The sequence below is a fragment of the Sphingobacterium sp. SGR-19 genome (assembly GCF_011043555.1).
In the GTDB taxonomy this organism is placed as follows: domain Bacteria; phylum Bacteroidota; class Bacteroidia; order Sphingobacteriales; family Sphingobacteriaceae; genus Sphingobacterium.
In genome coordinates this window covers 630,060-652,109 of sequence record NZ_JAAKGS010000002.1, presented here as the reverse complement: position 1 = coordinate 652,109, position 22,050 = coordinate 630,060, and the positions used below count along the sequence as shown (strand labels likewise).

19 protein-coding genes are annotated in these 22,050 nt (G+C 42.2%); 7 read left to right on the top strand and 12 right to left on the bottom strand.

Annotation, left to right across the window (positions count from 1 at the left end):
- Nucleotides 1–12 precede the first annotated feature (12 nt).
- The 3 genes from G5B43_RS06415 to mraZ are packed head-to-tail and all read right to left on the bottom strand — an operon-like array spanning nt 13 to nt 1,821.
- Entirely contained in the window at nt 13–426 is a 414-nt protein-coding gene (locus G5B43_RS06415) for an FtsL-like putative cell division protein (RefSeq protein WP_165293878.1), read from the bottom strand.
- A gap of 11 nt (nt 427–437) precedes the next feature.
- Nucleotides 438–1,355: a 16S rRNA (cytosine(1402)-N(4))-methyltransferase RsmH gene (rsmH, locus tag G5B43_RS06410; protein ID WP_165294082.1), complete on the bottom strand. Its 918-nt coding sequence runs from the start codon at nt 1,353–1,355 to the stop codon at nt 438–440.
- A complete protein-coding gene (mraZ, locus tag G5B43_RS06405; RefSeq protein ID WP_165293877.1) occupies nt 1,345–1,821 on the bottom strand; it encodes a division/cell wall cluster transcriptional repressor MraZ in 477 nt (158 codons plus the stop codon). Before mraZ ends, rsmH begins: the two co-directional genes overlap by 11 nt.
- Before the next feature lie 401 nt (nt 1,822–2,222).
- On the opposite strand from mraZ, the gene aspS reads away from it, so the two are divergent.
- Together aspS and G5B43_RS06395 are read left to right on the top strand one after the other, a co-directional pair.
- A complete protein-coding gene (gene aspS, locus G5B43_RS06400) occupies nt 2,223–3,977 on the top strand; it encodes an aspartate--tRNA ligase (protein WP_165293876.1) in 1,755 nt (584 codons plus the stop codon).
- Between the two features lie 77 nt (nt 3,978–4,054).
- On the top strand, nt 4,055–5,329 hold the full coding sequence (locus G5B43_RS06395; RefSeq protein WP_165293875.1) for an LUD domain-containing protein: 1,275 nt from the start codon (nt 4,055–4,057) through the stop codon (nt 5,327–5,329).
- On the opposite strand, the gene priA is transcribed toward G5B43_RS06395, so the two are convergent.
- Nucleotides 5,326–7,806 (bottom strand): primosomal protein N', encoded by a 2,481-nt coding sequence (gene priA, locus G5B43_RS06390; RefSeq protein WP_165293874.1) that lies wholly within the window; start codon nt 7,804–7,806, stop codon nt 5,326–5,328. The two genes, G5B43_RS06395 and priA, sit on opposite strands and share 4 nt — an antisense overlap.
- Before the next feature lies 1 nt (nt 7,807).
- The gene (locus G5B43_RS06385; protein WP_165293873.1) at nt 7,808–8,197 is read right to left on the bottom strand and encodes a DUF423 domain-containing protein; all 390 of its coding nucleotides are present in this window, start codon (nt 8,195–8,197) and stop codon (nt 7,808–7,810) included.
- A gap of 222 nt (nt 8,198–8,419) precedes the next feature.
- On the opposite strand from G5B43_RS06385, the gene G5B43_RS06380 reads away from it, so the two are divergent.
- The 3 genes from G5B43_RS06380 to G5B43_RS06370 all read left to right on the top strand — a co-directional run bounded on the left by G5B43_RS06380 (nt 8,420) and on the right by G5B43_RS06370 (nt 13,133).
- The gene (locus tag G5B43_RS06380; protein ID WP_165293872.1) at nt 8,420–11,041 is read left to right on the top strand and encodes a PQQ-like beta-propeller repeat protein; all 2,622 of its coding nucleotides are present in this window, start codon (nt 8,420–8,422) and stop codon (nt 11,039–11,041) included.
- A 96-nt stretch (nt 11,042–11,137) separates the two neighbouring features.
- Entirely contained in the window at nt 11,138–12,148 is a 1,011-nt protein-coding gene (locus tag G5B43_RS06375) for a DHH family phosphoesterase (protein WP_165293871.1), read from the top strand.
- A gap of 22 nt (nt 12,149–12,170) precedes the next feature.
- Nucleotides 12,171–13,133: an FKBP-type peptidyl-prolyl cis-trans isomerase gene (locus G5B43_RS06370; protein ID WP_165293870.1), complete on the top strand. Its 963-nt coding sequence runs from the start codon at nt 12,171–12,173 to the stop codon at nt 13,131–13,133.
- Nucleotides 13,134–13,194: 61 nt separating this feature from the next.
- Here the strand turns inward: G5B43_RS06370 and G5B43_RS06365 are convergent, their stop codons facing one another.
- From G5B43_RS06365 to G5B43_RS19485, 4 genes are all read right to left on the bottom strand, one after another.
- Nucleotides 13,195–14,328: an NAD(P)/FAD-dependent oxidoreductase gene (locus tag G5B43_RS06365; RefSeq protein WP_165293869.1), complete on the bottom strand. Its 1,134-nt coding sequence runs from the start codon at nt 14,326–14,328 to the stop codon at nt 13,195–13,197.
- Complete coding sequence (locus G5B43_RS06360; protein WP_165293868.1) at nt 14,315–15,016, bottom strand: methyltransferase domain-containing protein; 702 nt, start codon at nt 15,014–15,016, stop codon at nt 14,315–14,317. Before G5B43_RS06360 ends, G5B43_RS06365 begins: the two co-directional genes overlap by 14 nt.
- Nucleotides 15,009–16,103 (bottom strand): type III polyketide synthase, encoded by a 1,095-nt coding sequence (locus tag G5B43_RS06355; RefSeq protein ID WP_165293867.1) that lies wholly within the window; start codon nt 16,101–16,103, stop codon nt 15,009–15,011. The genes G5B43_RS06360 and G5B43_RS06355 overlap by 8 nt, the downstream gene beginning before the upstream one ends.
- Before the next feature lie 131 nt (nt 16,104–16,234).
- Nucleotides 16,235–16,366: a hypothetical protein gene (locus G5B43_RS19485; protein WP_262887162.1), complete on the bottom strand. Its 132-nt coding sequence runs from the start codon at nt 16,364–16,366 to the stop codon at nt 16,235–16,237.
- A 183-nt stretch (nt 16,367–16,549) separates the two neighbouring features.
- On the opposite strand from G5B43_RS19485, the gene G5B43_RS06350 reads away from it, so the two are divergent.
- Complete coding sequence (locus G5B43_RS06350) at nt 16,550–17,338, top strand: TatD family hydrolase (protein WP_165293866.1); 789 nt, start codon at nt 16,550–16,552, stop codon at nt 17,336–17,338.
- Between the two features lie 9 nt (nt 17,339–17,347).
- On the top strand, nt 17,348–18,370 hold the full coding sequence (locus tag G5B43_RS06345) for an asparaginase (RefSeq protein ID WP_165293865.1): 1,023 nt from the start codon (nt 17,348–17,350) through the stop codon (nt 18,368–18,370).
- Nucleotides 18,371–18,407: 37 nt separating this feature from the next.
- Here G5B43_RS06345 and G5B43_RS06340 read toward each other — a convergent pair whose 3' ends face one another.
- The 3 genes from G5B43_RS06340 to G5B43_RS06330 form a co-directional block, all read right to left on the bottom strand.
- A complete protein-coding gene (locus G5B43_RS06340) occupies nt 18,408–19,127 on the bottom strand; it encodes a thioredoxin domain-containing protein (RefSeq protein ID WP_165293864.1) in 720 nt (239 codons plus the stop codon).
- Between the two features lie 27 nt (nt 19,128–19,154).
- Nucleotides 19,155–20,369: a bifunctional 3,4-dihydroxy-2-butanone-4-phosphate synthase/GTP cyclohydrolase II gene (locus G5B43_RS06335; RefSeq protein WP_165293863.1), complete on the bottom strand. Its 1,215-nt coding sequence runs from the start codon at nt 20,367–20,369 to the stop codon at nt 19,155–19,157.
- 161 nt (nt 20,370–20,530) lie between these two features.
- Nucleotides 20,531–21,985, bottom strand: coding sequence for an LptF/LptG family permease (locus tag G5B43_RS06330; protein ID WP_165293862.1), 1,455 nt, complete (start codon nt 21,983–21,985; stop codon nt 20,531–20,533).
- Nucleotides 21,986–22,050: the final 65 nt, after the last annotated feature.

Here is a 22,050-nt window from a genome sequence, read left to right as displayed (position 1 = left end):
GTGTCTTTCTGTTTACTTCTTTTCTTCTCTTACTACTTCCAACTTAATGGGTGGCTCCATACGTTCTTTCAACCCCAGCGTATCTGCCCGCTTCGCAATCTCTGTCTGCGTGGTCAACTTCATCAATTCAGCAGACAGCGATTTGTAATCCCAACTCAATTCTTTCACTCCCCTCCCCAAACGATCGATATCCCGCACCGTCCTTTCCGCCAAATGCCGATTGGAGATATACAACAAACCAAGCAATGCCACAAATGCCGCAAAAGGCAAATTTCTCGCCACCAGATAGCTGGATAAACGCTTTGTTGAAAAAATAGAACGGATAAAATGCTGGGTTTCTTCGACTTTTTCCTCAACAGATTCGTTCATTTTTTCCTGAACCTCTTCACTTAATTCTTTGTTTCTGACCGTGTTTTTTCTAGACATATCTCAAAAAATTAAGCTTCGCGTTCAGCTATACGCAGCTTCGCGCTACGCGCCCTATTATTTACCGCCAATTCATTAGTATTCGCTGTCACCGCTTTACGGCTAATGACTTTAAACGGCTTTATTTCATTTCCAAAGAAATCCTTTTCCACGTCCCCTCTAAACTTTCCTTTTTGCATAAAATTCTTGACCAACCGATCTTCCAACGAATGGTAAGACATGATAACCAAGCGCCCTTCCGGCTTCAACACCGAGACAGTCTGTTCCAAAAACTCCTGCAACGCCTCCAGCTCGCGATTCACTTCGATACGCAAAGCTTGAAACACCTGCGCATGATATTTATGTTCTTTCCCTTTCGGCACCAGACGCTTAATCACCTCTTTCAGTCCCGCCACGGTTTCAATAGACTCACTTAGACGGGCAGTTACGATCGTTTTTGCCAATGACCGCGCATTTTGTATCTCACCATACATACCAAAAATGCGATGCAATTCTGCTTCTGCGTATGTATTCAACACTTTCTTCGCATCCAAATCAGCCACTTGATCCATTCGCATATCCAAATCAGCGTCGTAACGGATGGAAAAACCACGCTCCGGTGAATCAAATTGATGAGAAGAAACCCCTAAATCCGCTAACACCCCATCCACTTGCCGGATACCCAACAACCTCAGATTGTTTTTCAAAAACCTAAAATTGTGTTGCACCAACGTAAACCGTGGATCATCCACCGTATTCTTTACCGCGTCCGGATCTTGATCAAACGCTATCAATCTGCCATTTTCACCTAATCTTTTCAAGATCTCACGTGAATGGCCACCGCCACCAAACGTTACATCAACGTAAACACCATCCGACTTGATAGCTAGCCCCTCCATACACTCCTCTAACATCACCGGAATATGGTAAACAGTAGGATTACTCGCCATCTTGCCCTCCTTCCAAATCAAATCCACCCATCACTTGTGCAGCTAAGTCTGAAAAATCATCTTCTGATATCGCATCCAACTGCTCTTCGTATTTTGCCTTCGACCATACCTCGATCTTTTCTAAATTACATGCCAAGACCAACTCATTCCCCACTTCCGCATACTCCAACAGGGCTTTCGGCATCAAAACTCTACCCGCTGAATCGAGCATCAACTCTGTTGCCCCACTCATAAACTTCCTTACGAAATCTCGATTCTTAGGCTGAAATTGATTGAGCCTAGACAACTGCCTCAAAATCCTATTCCATTCCGCCCGTGTATAAATAACCAAATTTTTCTCGAAGCCACGGTTCACAACAAGCCCATCCCGCTCCACGTCAGGCAGTTGCCTTTTGAGCGCGGCAGGGACCACCATTCTACCTTTGGCGTCCAGCTTGCATTCGTATTCTCCGATCAAATAGTTCACAGTCTATTCAGCTAATCAAAATTTCAATGTAAAAGTATACACTTTCCCCCACTTTCTCCCACAATATAACACAAAAAAGTTTTCCACATAGTAAAAAAGCCACAAAAGCCGCCACGACCATTTTTACACCCGTAACAACGAAAATGATGTAAAGCCCCGATCCTATTGGGAATATTAATATTTCGACAAAGAAAACCGCCTTACTCTTCTTTTGTTATCTTTCTGCAAATAAAAGGTGGGATAAAGTGGGAGTATGAAAAAAAGAAGAAACAAATCTTTATTGTCCGTAAAATCCAATATTTTTGCGCAAACATCCATTCGCAACTCGTTATACGTTATTCGGGCGTATTCTACAACCACGAATCATGCGTTATGAGTTACGGACAAAACAACGAATAACAATGTATAGAAGTCATAATTGCGGTGAACTGAGATTAACCGATACAGATAAAGAAGTCACACTAGCGGGCTGGGTTCAAAAGTCGCGCGACAAAGGGTTTATGATTTGGGTAGATTTACGTGACCGTTATGGTATCACGCAGTTGATCTTCGACGAAGCACGAACTGATGAAACCATTATGCAACAGGCAAGATCATTGGGGCGCGAATTTGTTATACAGATAAAAGGTACCGTTATTGAGCGGGAATCGAAAAATATCAATATTCCTACCGGAGAGGTTGAAGTACTCGTAAACGAATTAATGATACTGAACGAAGCGCAACTTCCACCTTTTACAATTGAAGATGAAACAGATGGTGGTGAAGACTTGCGTATGAAGTATCGTTATCTGGACATCCGCCGTAATCCGGTAAAAAACAGCCTACTTTTCCGTCATAAGGTAACGCAAGAGGTTCGCAACTATTTATCGAATATGGACTTCTGTGAAGTGGAAACGCCTTATTTAATTAAGTCTACGCCAGAGGGTGCACGTGATTTCGTGGTTCCATCCCGCATGAACCCCGGACAGTTCTACGCCTTACCGCAATCGCCACAAACCTTTAAACAGCTATTAATGGTAGGCGGTTTAGATAAATATTTCCAGATAGTGAAATGTTTCCGCGATGAGGATCTGCGCGCAGACCGTCAGCCGGAATTCACGCAGATTGACTGCGAAATGGCATTCATTGAACAGGAAGATATCCTAAACGTTTTCGAGGGGCTGACACGTCATTTGTTGAAAACGACACACGATATTGATATCGCGCAATTCCCTCGTATGACCTACGACGAAGCTATGCAAAGATATGGAAACGATAAACCCGATATCCGCTTCGGCATGGAGTTTGGCGAACTGAATGCCGTTGCCCAACATAAGGAATTTGCCGTGTTTAACAACGCCGAATTGGTAGTCGGTATTGCTGTACCAGAGGCCGCGTCCTACACGAGAAAGCAAATCGATACCTTAATTGATTGGGTAAAACGTCCACAAGTAGGCGCATCAGGCATGGTGTACTGCAAGTGCGAGGTGGATGGAACATTCAAATCATCTGTCGATAAGTTCTATGATCAAGCCGATCTTGCCAAATGGGCGGAGGTTACCGGTGCAAAAGCGGGAGATCTTATCTTGGTTCTGTCCGGACCAGCGAATAAGACACGCACGCAACTAAGCGCCCTACGTATGGAACTGGCCAACCGTTTAGGGTTACGCAAACCAGACGAGTTTGCTCCGCTATGGGTAACAGATTTTCCTTTACTTGAATGGGATGAGGAGACAGGACGTTACCATGCTATGCACCATCCATTCACTTCTCCAAAAAAAGAAGACATGCATCTCTTGGATACTGACCCTGGGAAAGTTCGTGCCAATGCGTATGACTTGGTGCTGAATGGTAATGAAATTGGCGGTGGTTCAATCCGTATTCATGATAAGGAAACACAAGCATTGATGTTTAAACATCTTGGATTTACACTAGAGCAGGCACAGGAGCAATTTGGCTTTTTATTGAACGCCTTCCAATACGGTGCACCTCCACACGGAGGGTTAGCATTCGGTCTCGATCGCTTGGTGGCTATTCTAGGAGGGCAGGAGACTATACGTGATTTTATTGCTTTCCCGAAAAACAATGCGGGACGCGATGTGATGATTGATGCTCCAGCAGCTATTGACAACGTACAGCTAAACGAGTTGAGTCTAGCGCTGAATATAAAAGGATAATATATCTAATCTTAGTCGAATTTATAGTATAGCCAATATGCTTGCTTATCTTTCGAAAAAAGATTAGTTTTACTGTCATGGGAGAGCAGGTTGCAGACAGATTTTTAAAAGATAGTGCCGTCAAATCCTTTGACCAACGCCGTCGGGAGATTATCAACATGAATATCGACAAATATAATCTTGCGTTCGAGCGTAGTAAGAGCAAATTTTTCGATTTGGAAAATTCGAAAAAGAAGGCCCATCTTATTAAGTGGAAAACCATCGAAAATCTAGAGCGCTATCTGTTGGATTTTGAGAGCAACTTCACCAAAAACGGCGGACAGGTGATCTGGGCGAATGATGCGGAAGAAGCCCGTCAGGAGATATCAAAAATCATGGAGCGTCATCACGCGAAATCTGTCGTGAAATCCAAGTCCATGGTAGCTGAAGAAATCGAGCTTAAAAAATTTTTAGAAAAGCAAAACATCGAGATTTTCGAGAATGATTTTGAAACGCCGTTAGATACCTCAGCAGAACAACAGACGATAGAAGCCGGTAAATTGTTACGGAAAAAGTACACGACGGCGGATATAGGCATCTCGGGAGCAAATTTTATTATCGCTGATACGGGCAGTATTGCCATTACGGAGAATGATGGGAATGCAAGACTTACTATCTCCTTTCCAAAGGTACACATCGCATTAGCCGGAATAGAGAAAACTATCCCAAACATCAACGACTTGGATTTATTCTGTCCCTTACTCGCTTCCCATGGAACGGGACAAAATCTCATCACATACAATACTATTTTAAGCGGACCCCGACAAGTGCATGACACGGATGGTCCAGAAGAAATGTACGTTATTTTGCTGGACAACGGCCGGACCAATGTATTGGAAAAAAATGACCAACGCCAAGCTCTTTATTGCATTTGTTGTGAGGCCAGCCTAAATGTATGTCCCACTTACCAAAATATTGCCGGACAAAGGTATGACACCACCTATCAGATCCTTATCAATTCACTTGTACCTCCCAATTTAAACAACGTATCGGAGCTAAAACATCCGGCTTACGCTTCCCCCCTTTGTGGCACATGCTTCGAAGCATGTGCTGTTGACATCGACTTCCTCCGGTTGGCCTTACTTAATCGTCGGGATTCGGTACAGCAAGGTCTAGTGTCAAAAAAGGAAAAACGCACTTGGAAAATATTTACTTATGCCGTCCAACGTCGCGGACTGATCGATTTTTTCAGTGGAAAAATAAAAAATTTCTTTCTGCAAATTTTCTTCAAGAAAACTTGGGGCAAACATCGCAAATTACCAAATCTTGCAGATAAATCGTTCGCCAAACAGTGGAAAGAGCGGGGGGATTAATAAGGATCTACATCAATAGAAATACGAACGCCCTTGTATTGTTTTTCCATACCAAATTGTGTTATCGCTTGGTTGATTAATTCCTTTACGCGCGCGATGCTGACGTTGTTTCGTTCGATTTTTAAAGTAACCGTTTGAATAAAGTGATTCCGTATCCGAGAAATCAGCGGCGGTTCTGGCCCTAATACTCTATTGCCCAACTGTGCGCGAAGCAAATTGGTTAAACGAGTAGCCGCATCGCTTGCATGCTGTCTATCTGTATGGCGAACATCCAATTTAATGATACGATAAAAAGGCGGGTACAGATAATTCTTGCGTTCTTTTATTTCCGTCATGAACATACCTTCATAATCGTGCTGAATGACTTGTTCCAGCACGCGGTGATTTGGGGTATGTGTTTGAATGATTACCTTTCCTTTATGCTCTCGACGCCCCGCACGTCCCGCCACCTGGGAAAATAACGAAAAGGCCCGTTCATAGGCCCGAAAGTCGGGAAAATTAATCATCGCATCAGCGTTGATGATACCAATTAGACTAACACGTCCAAAATCCAATCCTTTTGCCACCATTTGCGTGCCCACAAGAATATCGAACTCGTGTTCATCAAACGCCGTAATAATATTCTCAAATCCATATTTTCCTTTAGTGGAGTCTAAATCCAAACGTCCTAGCCGCGCTTGCGGCAGCAGCAATTCCAGTTCTTCCTCTACTCTTTCCGTCCCAAAACCTTTGCTTTCGATATGGGGCATTCCACATGCAGGACAAACCTGTACCGGTGGTTCGGTATGCCCGCAATAATGGCAATGCAAATGATTGGTCGATTTATGATACGTCAGACTCACATCGCAGTTCACGCATTTGGCTACCCAACCGCAAGTATTACACTGTACGAATGGTGTATGCCCACGTCTGTTCTGAAACAAAATCACCTGTTCCTTTCGTTCCAAAGCATCTGTTATACCCTGTAACAAGACACCGCTGAAATAAGAAAACATCTGGTCTTTACGCCCCTCTTCCGCTACGTTGATAATCTGTATATCGGGCAGTTGGGATTCTCCAAAGCGCTCTTTTAGTTCCACCAAACCATATTTATCCGCTTTAGCATTGTAGTAGCTTTCTATCGATGGCGTGGCTGATCCTAACAACACTTTTGCTTGTTGTAGGTGAGCCAGATAAATGGCAGTATCACGAGCGTGATATCGCGGGGCTGGTTCATATTGCTTATAAGAATTCTCATGCTCTTCGTCGACTATGACCAGCCCTAAATTTTGAAACGGCAGAAATACAGAAGAACGAGCGCCTACAACTATTCTATATTCTCCTTTCAATACTTTATGCCATACCTCTGCCCGCTCGTTATCATTAAATTTCGAGTGATAAACGCCCAGTTTATCCCCAAAATGCAGTTTTAATCGATCGGTAATCTGTGTAGTCAGTGCTATCTCCGGCAAAAGATATAAAGCATTTTTACCGTTCTCTATCGCCTGCTCAATCAACCGTATGTAAATCTGTGTTTTGCCCGAAGCCGTTACACCGTGCAAAAGCACAACGTCTTTCTTTTCAAAAAAACCTTCTATCGCATCAAAAGCCTGCTGTTGTGGGGCATTAAAGTCAAAATCTGCCGTTATCTCTATCTCTTCACCTCCTAGACGGGATACAATTTTTTCTTCGACGGTAAATACGCCCTTTTCGATCAATGAGGCTACGATCGCCGAACTCACGCCCGTCACCTCCATAATATCCTGTCGAGTAATATCCAACTTTGTTTTCCGAAGCTGAATGAAGCCTAAAACCGCATCCTGCTGTTTTGGAGCACGGTTTAAGGAATCCAGCAATCCACGTATACCTTCGGCATCATCAAACTCTGGTGCAAACCTTAAACATGCCTTACGCTTTGGCACATATCTATTATTTATCTCTTCAGATATTAATATATATCCTTGATCAAAAAGTTTCTTCAATAGTGGGAAAACGGTGCTTTGTCCTAATAGCTTAACGATATCGTTTATCGTCAATTCTCCCGCCACATCCAACGCTTCCATGACCATGTATCCCTTGTCAGATAAAAGCGAACGATCCAGATCTACATTTTCTGACGCCACAATTTTTGTTTCGCTCGCCATCTTTAACGCTGCTGGTAAAGCCGCTTGCATAACTTCTCCCAGATAGCACATGTAGTAACCGGAAATCCATTCCCAAAGAGCCAACTGGTTAGCATCAACCACTGGCTCTTCATCTATTACATTGAGTATATACTTTGCCTCATAACTTAAAGGCGCTTCTTTAGAAATCTTATGGATAATCGCCGCATAGATTTTATTACGACCGAATTGTACAATAACGCGTTTTCCAATGGCGACATCGGCATTCGATTCTAAAGGAACGCGATAGGTGTAGGTTTTAGCGATGTATAATGGTAAAATAACATCGACAAACAGTGTTTCCCGATTGTTATGAAATAAAGAGGTTTCTGACATTTTAAGACCGATTCCGGACAGCAGCTACAAACAACCCTACCCATCCTACCATAAAGCAAAGTCCACCAAGCGGTGTCACGGGCCCCAGCCAGGCAAACCCTTCCAAACCGATCAACGAACGGACACTCAACAAATATAAAGAGCCTGAAAACAATAGAATACCAATTGTAAATGCGATAAAAGAAACACGTATCGAGGCATTCTTTGCTCTAGAAAAAGTGGACAAGAACAACAAAGCAAAAGTATGATAAAAGTGATACTGGTTTGCCGTTTTCCATGTATCCAAATGGTAATCGCTGATTTTCCCTTCTAGTCCGTGCGCCCCAAATGCCCCTAATATTACAGCTGTCAATCCGAAAAAAGATGCTATTAATATAATTTGTTTGTTCATAAAAGAGATCGTATTCTAGTGATATTTCTTTCGTGGGTATAAATGTAATAAAATATAACACATATTGTATTTTAATTTTTACAAAACACCATTCTAGTTTAGAAAGCTTGCTATTACGGAGGCATGGCGTCATGGAGGTCATCAATTTTCGCTTCGTTTTCTGCAAAAAGGCACAAACACATTTTATTTTTTTAATTTTGAATCTGTTAGAGACTGTCTTTGATGAGAAATACGATTATCATTACCATTTTATTGTTCGTCGCCATTGTTGGTGCTTCCCTATATTATTTTGCAAATTTAGAAGGAGAAAAAAAGGAAACGCTCCGTCCACTTACGTTCCTTCCTAAAGAAACATTTCTGGTCGCCACGTTCCAAAATGATGCGACGACCGATAACATCTTCAAAGATTTTGAAATCTTCGAAGCCATGGTAGGCAGACAGGAATTCGAACAATGGCAGACACTGAAGACAAAACTTCTCCGACATTCAACTATCCAGCCCTATGTAAACGGAGTCGACCAATACGTTTCTTTCCATCCAGAAAAAGAGGCTATTGCCACGTTATTTACTATTCCGACATCGATGCGAATCGATGCAGAGGCAATTGACTTGTTCCTGGAAAAAGCAGCATCTATCTATATCGTAACACAAAAAGACACACTAGAGAATCGCATTTATAGCCTAGATAAAGGGGTTAAAGACTCTATATTCCACATCGTTTACTACAAAGACATTTTCTTCGCATCTTATTCGGAAAGTTTACTTTATCAGGTTATGGATAGGCGTGCGCCTAAATTAGGTAAAGACGAAATTGACTATTTTATAGAGAATAACAGTCGAAATTCGCCCCTCAGTGTATATTTTGTTCATGAACAGATACCTCGTATTGCTGAACACCTTATGCGCAGAAATGCAGGTAATTTTATCAAACTATTCGACAATCTCGGTGGTCAATCTGCATGGAATTTAAGCTTCAAGAACGACGCGCTGATATTGAGCGGCGAAAGCGAGACGGCTCATCGAAAAGAAAACTATATAGAACTGTTCGGAAACCAACATAAAACTTCACAAACTTTATACAATTACTTTCCCCAGAACACGGCTTCTTACCTTTCTTTTGCTATCAGCGACACCGATAGCTTCCGAAAAGATTTGCTTGCGTTATTGAAACAACGTGGGGAGCTACCCCAATTGCAAGCTCAGTTTGCTGAAATAAAAAAAAGCAAGGATGTCTCTTTTGAAGAAGATATACACCCTATTTTCGGCCACGAGTTTGCTTTGGTAGAACAAAGTAATCAAACCGAGTTGGCTTTTATCTCGGTCGCAGATTCTACCAAACTGGATGCATTTATCTCATCCATAGCCACGAGGGTGTCGGATTCTCTTTATCGATTTAACCATTCGAATATTCCCTATGCACTTTATGGCGATCCACTTAAATCATTCACCCGTCCCTATTTCTTGCGCGTGCGGAATATTCTGGTCTTAGCCAACTATCAAAGCCTGTTGGTCGAATACCGACGTGATTGGGGACGTGTGAACTTATTGACTAACACATTAGGTTTCAAAAATTCGGAGAGAATACAGGGAAACGAAGCTAATATCACTTGTTTCATACGTACAAGCGCATCATCTTCTATGATCAGCAATCTTCTTAAAGCTTCCCATCGTGAAAGCTTCCGTGATAAGAACAACTTCGGTTATCAAGATTTTTATTCTTGGTCTATTCAAATCGCAGGCAATAATGGTAATTTCCAATCCAGTATTTATGGTGTATACAAAAGTAAAAATGCGTTAGGTGCTGCTGCCGACTGGGTATACGAATTCAACAACCGACCAATTACCGCACCACAAGTTTTCGAACATTCGGACACCAGTCAATTTATCTTGATCCAAGAGCAAGACCACAGCGTACATGCGATTAGCCCTTCCGGGAACAAACTATGGTCAACGGTATTCCATGGAAGAATAGTAGGGGAAGCCCAGCAATTGGACGACCGCTCCATTGTATTGGTAACCGATCGAAACAGGCTTTATCGGTTTGACCCTGAAGGCAACTCGTTACCTAGTTTTTCACTCGGTATGGACAGCGAACCTACGTATACGCCTACCATCAGTAATATTGGTGGAGAACAGTTGATTTTTATTCCTGCGGGTCGCAAGTTGCTGGTCTATACAGTGGATGGCGAAAAGGTGGAAAGCTGGGGTGACATGAATCTAGCCGGAAAAATATTATTTGATATTAAAGTCTACAACAATCAAGTTTTTTTAGGTACAGAAAATGGTCACTTCTATCAATTCGATGCGCAAGGCAATCTGCTTAAAGAAGAAATTATAGGCGACAGTCAGTTTAAAAATCCGATAGCCATAGTCCAACTGGAACAAAACCGACATGCAGTATACGCTGTTGACACCGCTCAGATTTCGCTTACGATGGATTTTGTTGAAGAGCCTAAAACCTATAAGCTGGAGCAAGGAGGAAACCGTTCCTTGATTTCCTATTTTCCGAGCACAGATGGGGCCGCGTATCGTATGGCGATGCTCAATCAAAAGCATCTACTGATAAAAAATATCCAAGACAGCAGCGCTTTGTTCGACTTTACATTTACCCAAGAAATAACCGATCGTCCACAGTATTTTGCAGATGGATCGAATAGCTACTCCTTGGGTATCGCTTCCCGCAAAAACTACCTCGTCTATCTTTTCGATGAAAAGGGATCGTTAAGAGATGGTTTTCCTATCGAAGCGTTGCCAGATTTCTATTATGGAAAAATTGATTACAACAGTGCGACTTATTTACTTTGTGTGAGACGAGATAGGAAGTTGTATGCGTTTAAGCATTAACAGAATTGGAAAACTTAACATTTTTTAAGAAAGAGATCATTCCAAAAATTTCCGCAACCCGTAAAATAATAGTAGGTTTGCACACTTATAAGATTTATGCTGACAGGAGAAAATAATTTACACTTACTGACCCAACCTAAGAATATCGTTATCACAACCCACCACAAACCGGATGGAGATGCACTTGGCTCCTCTTTAGGTTTATATCATTGGTTGAAAGCGAAAGGTCATCAGGTAGCGGTCGTATTGTCGTCTGATTTTCCGGATTTTCTAAATTGGATGCCCGGCCGTGAAGATGTTATTATCTTCCCAAACGATACTACAGGAGCAGAACGCCTTATACAACAAGCTGATATTATTTTTTGCTTGGATTACAGTGCACTGAGCCGTACTAATATTTTGGAACCTGTTCTTCGGGCTGCAAACGGCCAAAAATGGATGATAGATCACCATTTGGATCCCGAAGATTTTGCTTCCCTTCGTTATTGGGATGCCACGGCGGCGGCAACTGCTCAACTGGTATATACATTTATCTCCGATGTTTATGAAGATGCGGCGGCTATAACACCGGAAATCGCCACTTGTCTTTACGCAGGTATTATGACCGATACCGGCTCGTTTCGATTCCGTTCTACTACCGCAGCTGTACACCTGATTATATCGAAACTTATCGAAGCTGGAGCTAGGAACTGGGAAATACACGAACATATTTACAACAGCTCCACTGAAAATCGATTGAAGTTCTTGGGGTATTGCTTATTAAACTGTCTGGAGGTTATTCCGGAATACAATGCAGCTGTATTTGCGGTTACAAAAGAGGATTTGGAAAAGTTCCAAGTCACTACCGGAGATACCGAAGGATTGGTAAACTATGCTTTATCTGTTAAAGGCATACGATTAGCTGCGTTATTTATTGACAGAACCGAATTAATTAAATTATCTTTGCGGTCGACGGGAGAGATTCCATGTAATGAAATATGTAAAAAGTACTTTAATGGAGGAGGACATTTAAACGCTTCGGGGGGGAGTTCGACAGAGACGCTCAGCCAGACCGTAAACAAGTTCAAATCTATATTGCCAACATATAAAGAAATATTAACAACATAAAATTTAAAGTGACTATATCAGAATGAAGAAATCAATCTTATTCCTCTCGGCTGCTGTGGGCTTATTAGCTACAACAAGTTGCCAAAACTTCAAGAAAGGCGAAGGCGGTCTTGAATATAACATTGTTAAAGACGCAGGAGCAGAAAAAGCCCAGCCAGGCGATTTATTGTCGGTAGACATGATCGTAACATCGGATCGTAAGGATTCCCTATTGCAAAGTACATACGATATCGGTTTGCCTCAGATTGTAAACATCGCTCCAGATTCTATCCCAGGTTTATACGCTGGCGATTATAATTCGATGTTCAAAATGTTAGGAGAAGGCGATAGCGCTGTTTTCCGGCTGAATTTAGACACCATGGCTGCAAAAACAGGACAACCTAAACCAGAGTTTGCAGATCACTATGCTGAATTCAAAGTTAAAGTAAGAAAGCACTTCAAAAAAGGTGATCTAACAGATTCAGCTATGTATGCACAGGTGGACGAATATTTCAAAGCAGAAATCGAAACACTGAAACAAGCTGAAGAAGGCAAACTAGCAAACTACATCGCGAAAAACAAGTTGGAGCCTAAGAAAACAAATTCTGGTTTACAATATATCGTAAAAGAAGAAGGTTCTGGAAACAAGCCAGTTGTTGGTGATACGGTCGTCGTAAATTATACTGGAACGTTAGTTAACGGTACGATCTTCGACACAAATGATGCAGAGTTGGCAAAAAAACAGAACACATTTAATCCGATGCGTCAATACGAGCCGATCCGTTTCCGTGTAGGCCATGACCCTGTAATCCAAGGTTGGACAGAAGGTTTGCAGTTATTGAATAAAGGTACAAAAGCAACATTACTGGTCCCATCAAGCATCGGTTACGGTGAACGTGGTGGGGGAAAAATCCCTCCGTATGCACCGTTAGTCTTTGATGTGGAATTGGTTGATATCATACCCGGCCCTAAAGAAGCACCGGCCGATTCAGTGGCCGTAAATTAATTCTTTAGTTATTTTATTTAAAAAGGCGAACGGAAGACTATCCCGTTCGCCTTTTTGCAATTCAGAAGTTTCTACCGTGCGTTTTTTCCATGATTCGATTAGTTATCGCAGGGAATTTTTTCAGCAACGATACGAACAGATTCGTTCGCCATTCCTTGCCCAATTGGCTTTGTACGAAGCGTCCGGTCCGCAGACGTACAGCGAACTGCTTTTTCCATTCTTCCACGTATGCGGCTAGCATGTCATCTAGTGAGAGCTGTTTTTGTAAATATTTGTCGACAAGTTGGGTGAGCAGTTTCCCGCTATGCATAGCCATACTCATCCCATTCCCGCAAATCGGTGTGATCATACCACACGTGTCGCCGACAAGTGGCGTACGGGCGAAAACAGGTTCCTTTGTATCAAATGAAATCTGAGAAATCGAGAGTGGTTGGCTATACTGAAACTCGCTTTGTTCAAACAATTGCCGCAAATAGGCATTCTGATATAGAAACCGTTGCTCCATCTCTTTAATGCCGCCGCTATCCCGCAAGTTAGATGCTGTTGTCAAATAACATAGGCAATATTTGTTGCCTTCAATTTTAGAAATACCACAATAACCATTCTTAAAATTATGTAGCGCGATCGTATCGTCTGGGAAACTGGTTTTAATGTGATACTTTATACCGATATAATTATTGAGTGCATTTGGTTTCCTCGATATAAAATCACGTTTCCAATTTACATCAATATTACTGCGTTTTCCGAAAGCACCAATAGCCATCCGTACCCGGACATTTGCAGTGGACGAGTGAATTAAATAATAATCTGAGCACATTTCCATATGATCTACCTTGCAGTTGTCCTGAACTTCCACTCCTATCTCCCGCGCACGCATAGCAAGTAATCCATCTATTGTATAACGGCTAATACCGAAACCGCCTAGATCGAGATCCGCGTTCAACAATATTCCGCTTAAACTACTTACTTGTATCTTTTTAATAACCGGTAACGTCATACCGGCAAGATCAATACCGCAATCCGTGAGGTAATCCCAGCTTTCGAAACTGATGTATTCACCACAAACACGGTGAAAAGGAAAACTGTTTTTTTCAAAGATTACAACAGAATATCCCCTTTTCCGTAACTGTATAGCTGCGGTTAAGCCAGCTAAGCCGGCACCAACAATGCCAATATCATAATCAATACCCTCCATTCCTGCACACAATTAGATATCGAAAAGCCCATTGCCAGTCTATAGTTGCCCCGCTAAGGCCTGCCTTTTCAAACAGATTCATCCACTCTGCTTTGGTAAATCCGCGCCGCACAGATAACGCAGCGTCGTGTTTGACTAGATAAGAGTTCGAAAATAGTTTGGTTAACCATTTAATACTGTAATAGGCAAACGGATGACGGTGTAAGTCATTTATAAAAAAGCCGCATCGGCTGTTTACGCGCATCCAACGCAGCATCTCGACCAAATCTCCCTCATCAAAATGATGGCAGAACAGTGAGTTAAAAAAAATATCTGGCTTTTTAACAAGTGTATTCGCTCGATAATCGTCACATATGAATTGGATGTCCAATATGCCATAACGTGACTTCGCATACGCAATAGCATGCGGATTGATATCTATACCTGTAAGCTCTGCTTCGATTCCGTATCTTCGACACCATTTCTGAATCACGACTAAATTGTCGCCTCCTCCGCAACCAATTTCACAAACACTAACTTTCGTTCTGTTATTTAGTAGCTTCTTCAGGCCCTCCAAAGTCGTACGATGCCCACCCAGCCAAGTGTTTATCGTACCCAGCTCTTGCATGGTCTGCTTAATATCCTCAAAAGGAACCGATGGGTTGTCTAACAATTCCTTTTCGTCACTTCGTTTTAGAAAATCAGACATGATAAATGTAAAAAGTTTCCAAAGTTAAGCCAGGGCCAAACGCCATGCCAACCATATTCTTTTCTTTCGCACGATCTGGGGTATTCTTCATCAATTTTTCTAGTACAAAGAGTACGGTGGGGCTGCTCATATTGCCGTAATCGCGGAGTACTTCGTAGCTAGCGTCCAGCTGCGCTTTTGTAATATGGGCACCTCGCTCAATAGCTTCTAATATTTTTTTTCCGCCGGGGTGTACACACCATAGGTCAACATCCCCTTTTCTTATGTTATAGCGTTGTAACGCACGCCTAATGACCGCATCGCAGGTGCGCTCCAATATAGCGGGGACCTGATTGGTCAAGGTCATGAGAAACCCATTCGCTGAAATCCGCCACGCCATATCATCCAAACCGTCAAAATTTATTTCACTATAAAAGTCCGCTAACCGCCAACCACTAGTACGCGCATTATCACCTTCTATCAGTACGGCAGCAGCTCCATCTCCGAAAATGATGGTACTGGTCACGTTATCGATCGTCCGGTCGGTCTGAAAATGCAAGGTACACAGCTCTACACATACGAGCAATACCTTCGCATCGGGGTCCTTTTCTGTAATATAATGTGCTTGCTTTAAACCATGGATAGCCGCGTAACAGCCCATGAAGTTTACAGACGTACGACAAATATCGCTCCGCAGGTTGAAACGTTGAATCAAGTCTATATCTATCCCAGGTGCTTTGACACCCGTACAGCTAACGGTTATCAGGTGGGTAATTTTATCTGGTTCCGTATCATTTGGCAAACATTTTTCTACGACTTCCGCAGCTAATCTAATCGCTTCCTCGTCATATATTTTTAGCCGGTCTTCAAGCTTTCGCTGGATTATCGCATCTCCATCGTTGACCAAAAGTCTACTATCTTCTATGTTGGGACAAAAATCAGGGACGACCGAATAACGGGTATCAATACCGCTGGATCTGTACATAAACCGTAGTTTGCGTTCATCCTCTTCCGTGTTGGCATGTATTTTTTTTACGACCTCAAATATCTGCATCTGTTTTTGCCCATATCGAGGTACTGCCGTCGCAATCGAAGTTAGTGTACCCATATATAAGATAACAAATATAGCAGTAGGTGGTTTTGCGCCGCTCTCTAAAACCCATAAAATCCGCTATTTCTTCTGACCTGTACCGTATTTATTTTTTAACAAAAATAAAAGAGGAAGAGAATACTCCTCGTCTAAATAGGTGCAAGTACCCCATGGCTGTAACGGCTGAAATCTATACCTTCATATTCTTGGCACATGGATTCCTGTGCCGAGCTATGAAGGACAAAAAATGGTAAAGAATACGGTTTACGTTTGTGCTTCATATAGCAGGTAACATTCTTAGCGCACTAAATTAGAAAAAGGTAGTTGTGTAGAAAATAACGAAAATTAGGGATTTTGCATGAACTATTAATAATTTAGCATTAAACGTATGGAACTTTTATAAGCTTCGCTTTTTTTATCGGCCGTTAGGTGTTGTGCTCCGAAAACCCTAAATTTAGCCCGCTATGATAACGTCGATTGACTCTTACACATTTACTGATACGCATACGCACATTTACTACCATGCGGGAACATCCAAATTGGACGAACATCTACAGCGCTGTTTCGATAAAAACATTCAGCGTTTGTTTCTACCGAATGTAGACATCGACTCCGTCTCTCTTGTCATGGAAACCGTCAATGCCTATCCGGAGAATTGTTTCCCCATGTTGGGGTTGCACCCGTGTTCTGTCAAAGAAAATTACAAAGAGGAGCTGCAACGGCTGGAACGTATGCTATCTAAACATACTATATATGCTATTGGAGAAATCGGTCTAGATCTATATTGGGACAAAAGTACGTTGGATTTTCAGCGTGATGCTTTCCGCATTCAGGTGGACTGGGCGAAGACTATGGGGTTGCCGATTGATATTCATTGTCGAGATGCTTTTGATGAGCTTTTCATCCTTTTGGAGGAATTAAAAGACGATAAACTGTTTGGCGTTCTCCATTGTTTCACCGGCACACTCGAACAAGCGAAACATGCTATTGATTTGGGATTTACGTTAGGCATAGGCGGCGTTGTGACCTTTAAAAAAGCTGGGCTAGACGCGGTGGTTAAAGAGATAGACCTGGAGCATATTGTGCTGGAGACAGACGCCCCCTACCTAGCTCCGTCACCGCATCGAGGGAAGGAAAATGAGAGTAGCTATCTTTACCATGTCGCTCAAAAAGTAGCTGATTTACATCAAATCGATATCGAGGAGGTAGCCCGAATCACAACGCGCAATTCGAAGAAAATATTTGGTATCTAAACACTGACCATGCAAAATATATTTATTATTTATACGGGTGGTACGATTGGGATGGTAAAAGATGTCGAAAGCGGCACCTTCGTCCCGTTTGACTTTGAATTGATTGCCCGTAATCTACCGGACTTGGAGAGGTTGGATTATAAACTAACCGTACATTCCTTTACCCCCATTATTGATTCATCCAATATGAATCCTACCATTTGGGTGGAAATGGCAGAGATTATCCGGAATAACCATGACCATTACGATGGTTTCGTTATTTTACATGGCTCCGATACGATGTCATTCTCTGCTTCGATTTTAAGTTTTATGTTGGAAGGACTTCAAAAGCCTGTTATCCTATCCGGATCTCAACTCCCTATCGGGGAAATCAGGACGGACGCACGGGAAAATATGATGACCGCTTTGGAAATAGCTTCTGCAAAGGAAAATGGCAAATCTATTGTACAGGAGGTCTGTATTCTGTTCGACAACAAACTGTTCCGGGGAAACCGTTCATTTAAATATAACTCTGCGAAATTTGAAGCATTCCGCTCTCCTAACTATCCCGTTCTGGCAGAGGCAGGTATACACATCAACTACAATCGTGAAGCTTTGCTCGATAATACGGATAAAGCGTTTATCATGCACACCGAGTTAGATAACCGTGTCGGTGTACTCAAATTGTTTCCGGGTATCAGCCCTGCCTTCGTTCAATCTATTTTAGATTCCAATGTACGGAGCATTATCATGGAGACATTTGGGTCGGGGAATACCATGACGGATAAATGGTTTCTTGATATGTTGGAGGATACCGTGAAAAAGGGCAAAAACATAGTCGATATTTCCCAATGCAAAGTGGGCTCTGTGGAATTGGGTAGATATGAAACCTCTCAGGGGCTTAAGGCACTCGGTGTTCTCAATGGATATGATATGACCTTTGAAGCCGCCGTCACAAAACTCATGTACTTGCAAGGACAATTAACTGATCAAGAAGCTGTTGCTTATTGGGTCGAAAAAAATATACGAGGCGAACTAACCGTTAATGACTAGCGGATATTTCACCGGTAAATTATCCAAGGGAATATTCTTATTTCAGCTGTTTCCTTAGCTCGGGTTCTTCAATAAACCCCAAGTGCTCCCACATCAATCCATCCCCTTGGTATAGTTTTAAATATGGCAATGCCTCCACGCCGAGTTCCTGGCATAGTGCCGGGTTGGCATCGGCATCTATCCGAACAAGCGTAAGTCGATCTTCCATATCGGCAGCTATACTATTCAGAAAAGGTTCCATCTTCTTACATGGAGCACACCAGTCTGCATAAAAATCAACCAATACCAGTTTATCTGATTTCACTAACGCTTGATATTGCTGCATATTCATTCCCACCGCTGTTTCGCTGGTTGTGCTTTCAGGTAGATTATTTGCGCGCCATTCCATCATACCGCCCGGTAGTTCATATATTTGCCCGAACCCCATCTCTTCTAATTTTTCGACAGCCTTGCTGCTTCTTCCTCCACTTAAACAGTATACAAAAACTGGCTTCTCTGTGTCTAATTTAGCAATTCGTTCGGTAAAATCAGTACCATTCCAGTCGATATTGATAGCGCCTTCGATATGCCCTTTTTCAAATTCTTCGGGCGTCCGCACATCGACCAACTGCAAATATTCTACTTCTTCTATTTTATCCGCAAAGGTTTGAGCTGTCAACTGATCAGAAGATTTTTGTTCATCCGTTCGATTGCTTCCGCAACCACTCCAAACGGTGACTAGCAATAACACGATGATGTCGTATCTCAATAGTTTCATTTTGTTCGGATTTTCTGTGCCTTTCTCCTATAAATTCTTCATGATAGAATGCCCCATCCGGTCTCTTTTTGTTTTGAGATAATTCTCGTTATAAGGATTTGGTTCTATTTCTATCGGTACATTTTCAACGACTTCCAATCCATAGCCGACAAGCCCAGCGCGTTTAGTAGGGTTATTGGACATCAAGCGCATTTTTGAAACGCCCATATGTCGTAAAATCTGCGCTCCAACACCGTAATCCCGCAAATCGGGTTTGAAGCCTAACTGTAAATTAGCATCGACCGTATCCACTCCCTCTTCTTGCAAACGATAGGCATGAAGCTTGTTTATCAGACCTATTCCACGCCCTTCTTGGTTCATATAAACAACAATGCCTTTGCCTTCTTCCTGAATCATCTCCATCGCTTTATGAAGCTGTGGACCACAATCACATCTGCACGATCCAAAAATATCCCCCGTCATACAGGAACTGTGTACTCTTACTAAAATAGGTTCGTTTTCCACCCACTCTCCCTTGAATAAAGCAAGGTGCTGTTCACCTGTATTTTTTTGTGTGAATGCCTTCAATTTGAAATCACCCCATTGTGTTGGCATTTGAACAGTCTGCTCTTCTTGGATCAGGGAATCGTGTTTCAACCGGTATTCGATCAAATCCTCAATACTAACAATTTTGAGGTCAAATCGCTCCGCTACCGGGATCAAATCCGGAAGACGCGCCATTTCGCCATCGTCTTTCAGAATTTCCACCAATACACCTGCCGGTTCAAACCCCGCTAGGCGGGCCAAATCGATAGCTGCTTCGGTATGACCTGTACGACGCAATACGCCACCGTCTTTTGCGATTAACGGAAAGATATGTCCTGGACGCCCCAATTCTTCAGGTTTAATATCGGGATTGATAAGCGCTTGAATGGTTTTTGATCGATCAGAAGCTGAAATGCCAGTTGTACAGCCATACCCCTGCAAATCTACCGAAACAGTAAAATTGGTTTCATACACCGCCGTGTTCTGTCCAACCATCAAGCCAAGATTTAATTCTTCACAGCGCTCCTGTGTCAAGGGAACACATACAAGCCCTCTACCATGTGTTGCCATGAAGTTTATTATTTCAGGTGTGGCGTTTCGGGCAGCTGTAACAAAATCACCCTCGTTCTCGCGATCTTCATCATCCACCACGATGACGACTTTCCCCGCCTTGATATCTTCTATCGCCTCCTCTATCGTATTTAATTTTATTTCCATCTCGTATGCTCTTATCTATGCAAAGGTAGATTTCATATGTAAATAATTTGTCTTTTAATGGTCATATGGAATATCCAGTTGTACTCATTCGTGTTTGTGGTTTACAATCATGGATATTTCTTTATGCTGTTTTGTATAACGAACTTGTCAAAATCCCTAGGTTATAACTTCGTTCTATTAAATTTAGAAGCGACCCATTTCCAAGCTCGTTCTGCCTTCTGTTTATATTGATCTACATCAAATAATGCGGAATCTGTAGTCGATTTATATGTTAAAAATACAGCCAACGGTGTAAGGACAATAATCGCCATCCACATCCCTATAAAAGGGTCCATGCTACCGTCTTTTGCAGCCTTTTCTGCCATCGTGGATATAATGTGGTATATCAGAAAGAAAATGATAGCCACCACGACAGGCAATCCCAAACCTCCTTTACGGATGATCGCGCCCAGCGGTGCGCCGATAGCAAAAAGTAATAAACAGGATACGGCCAACGTAAATTTTCGATGAAACTCGATATGATAACGAATGTCTCTTTCGGCAAAAGCCCTATATTCTATATCTTTCATTTCCAAGACACTGCTCATCTGCTGCGCTTGACTCAAAGCATTGCTCAAGACACCTCGACGTTGGTCTTCCGGAACATAGTCTGCCAGAAAATTCTGAAATTCCTCAGCAGCTACTTGCGTCACCGTATCAACTCGATAATAAGGGGAAAAGTAAGAGACATAGCTTCGAGTCTCCGTTAATATCTGCCGAGAAACGCTATCCAGTTGCAACCGATTAGAATCCGTATACAATTTGAGCTGTTTTAAGTTCAGCATGGAATGATGCGATTTAAACAGGCTCTCATCGGTCCGTTTCATCTGAAAGGCTTCCATATCAAACTTCTGTTCTGTTTCCGCAAAACGGAAGCGGGTGAATTGTTGCCGTGGATCATACCGTTTGGCATTCTTCACTCGCGACTCTTCATATCGAACACCATCCCTCAAGCGTAAGATCATATAGTTGTTATCGGCAGAATTATGCATAAAACCTTCCTTTGCCAACAACACATTATTTGCCGTGTTTCCTGTTCGATGGTCATAAATCATCAAATCATACAATATCGTCCCATCTTCACTCTTACTCTTGGCACGAATCGAATAACCAGGAATGGATTTATTGAAGATTCCGGGCTTAATTAGAAAGTCTGCTTTCTTATTGCGCACATCCCATAATAACGAACCCATTTTCAAGTTGACCACGGGTAGTATATAATCGGAAAATAAAAAAGAACCTCCCGCGAATAAGGTTACCAGAATGATAAGTGGCGTCATGGCTTTTCGCAACGAAAATCCGGCTGCTTTGATAGCAACCAGTTCGTAGCTTTCTCCGAGGTTGCCAAAGGTCATAATAGAGGAAAGCAACATGGCAAGCGGCAGTGCCATAGACAACTGAACGGCACATTGATAGCCTATAAGCTCCATCAATACATACCACTCAAAACCTTTTCCGATAAGATCATCGATATACTTAAATAAAAAAAGCATCAATAGAACGAACATCACGATACAAAAACATACCATGAATGGCCTAATAAATGCTTGTAAAATTAATAAGTGTATCTTCTTCATATCACCGTTTGTTGCTCATCGCGATACGGATACAAAGATACTATTTTTTTCGGTAAGTAATCTAG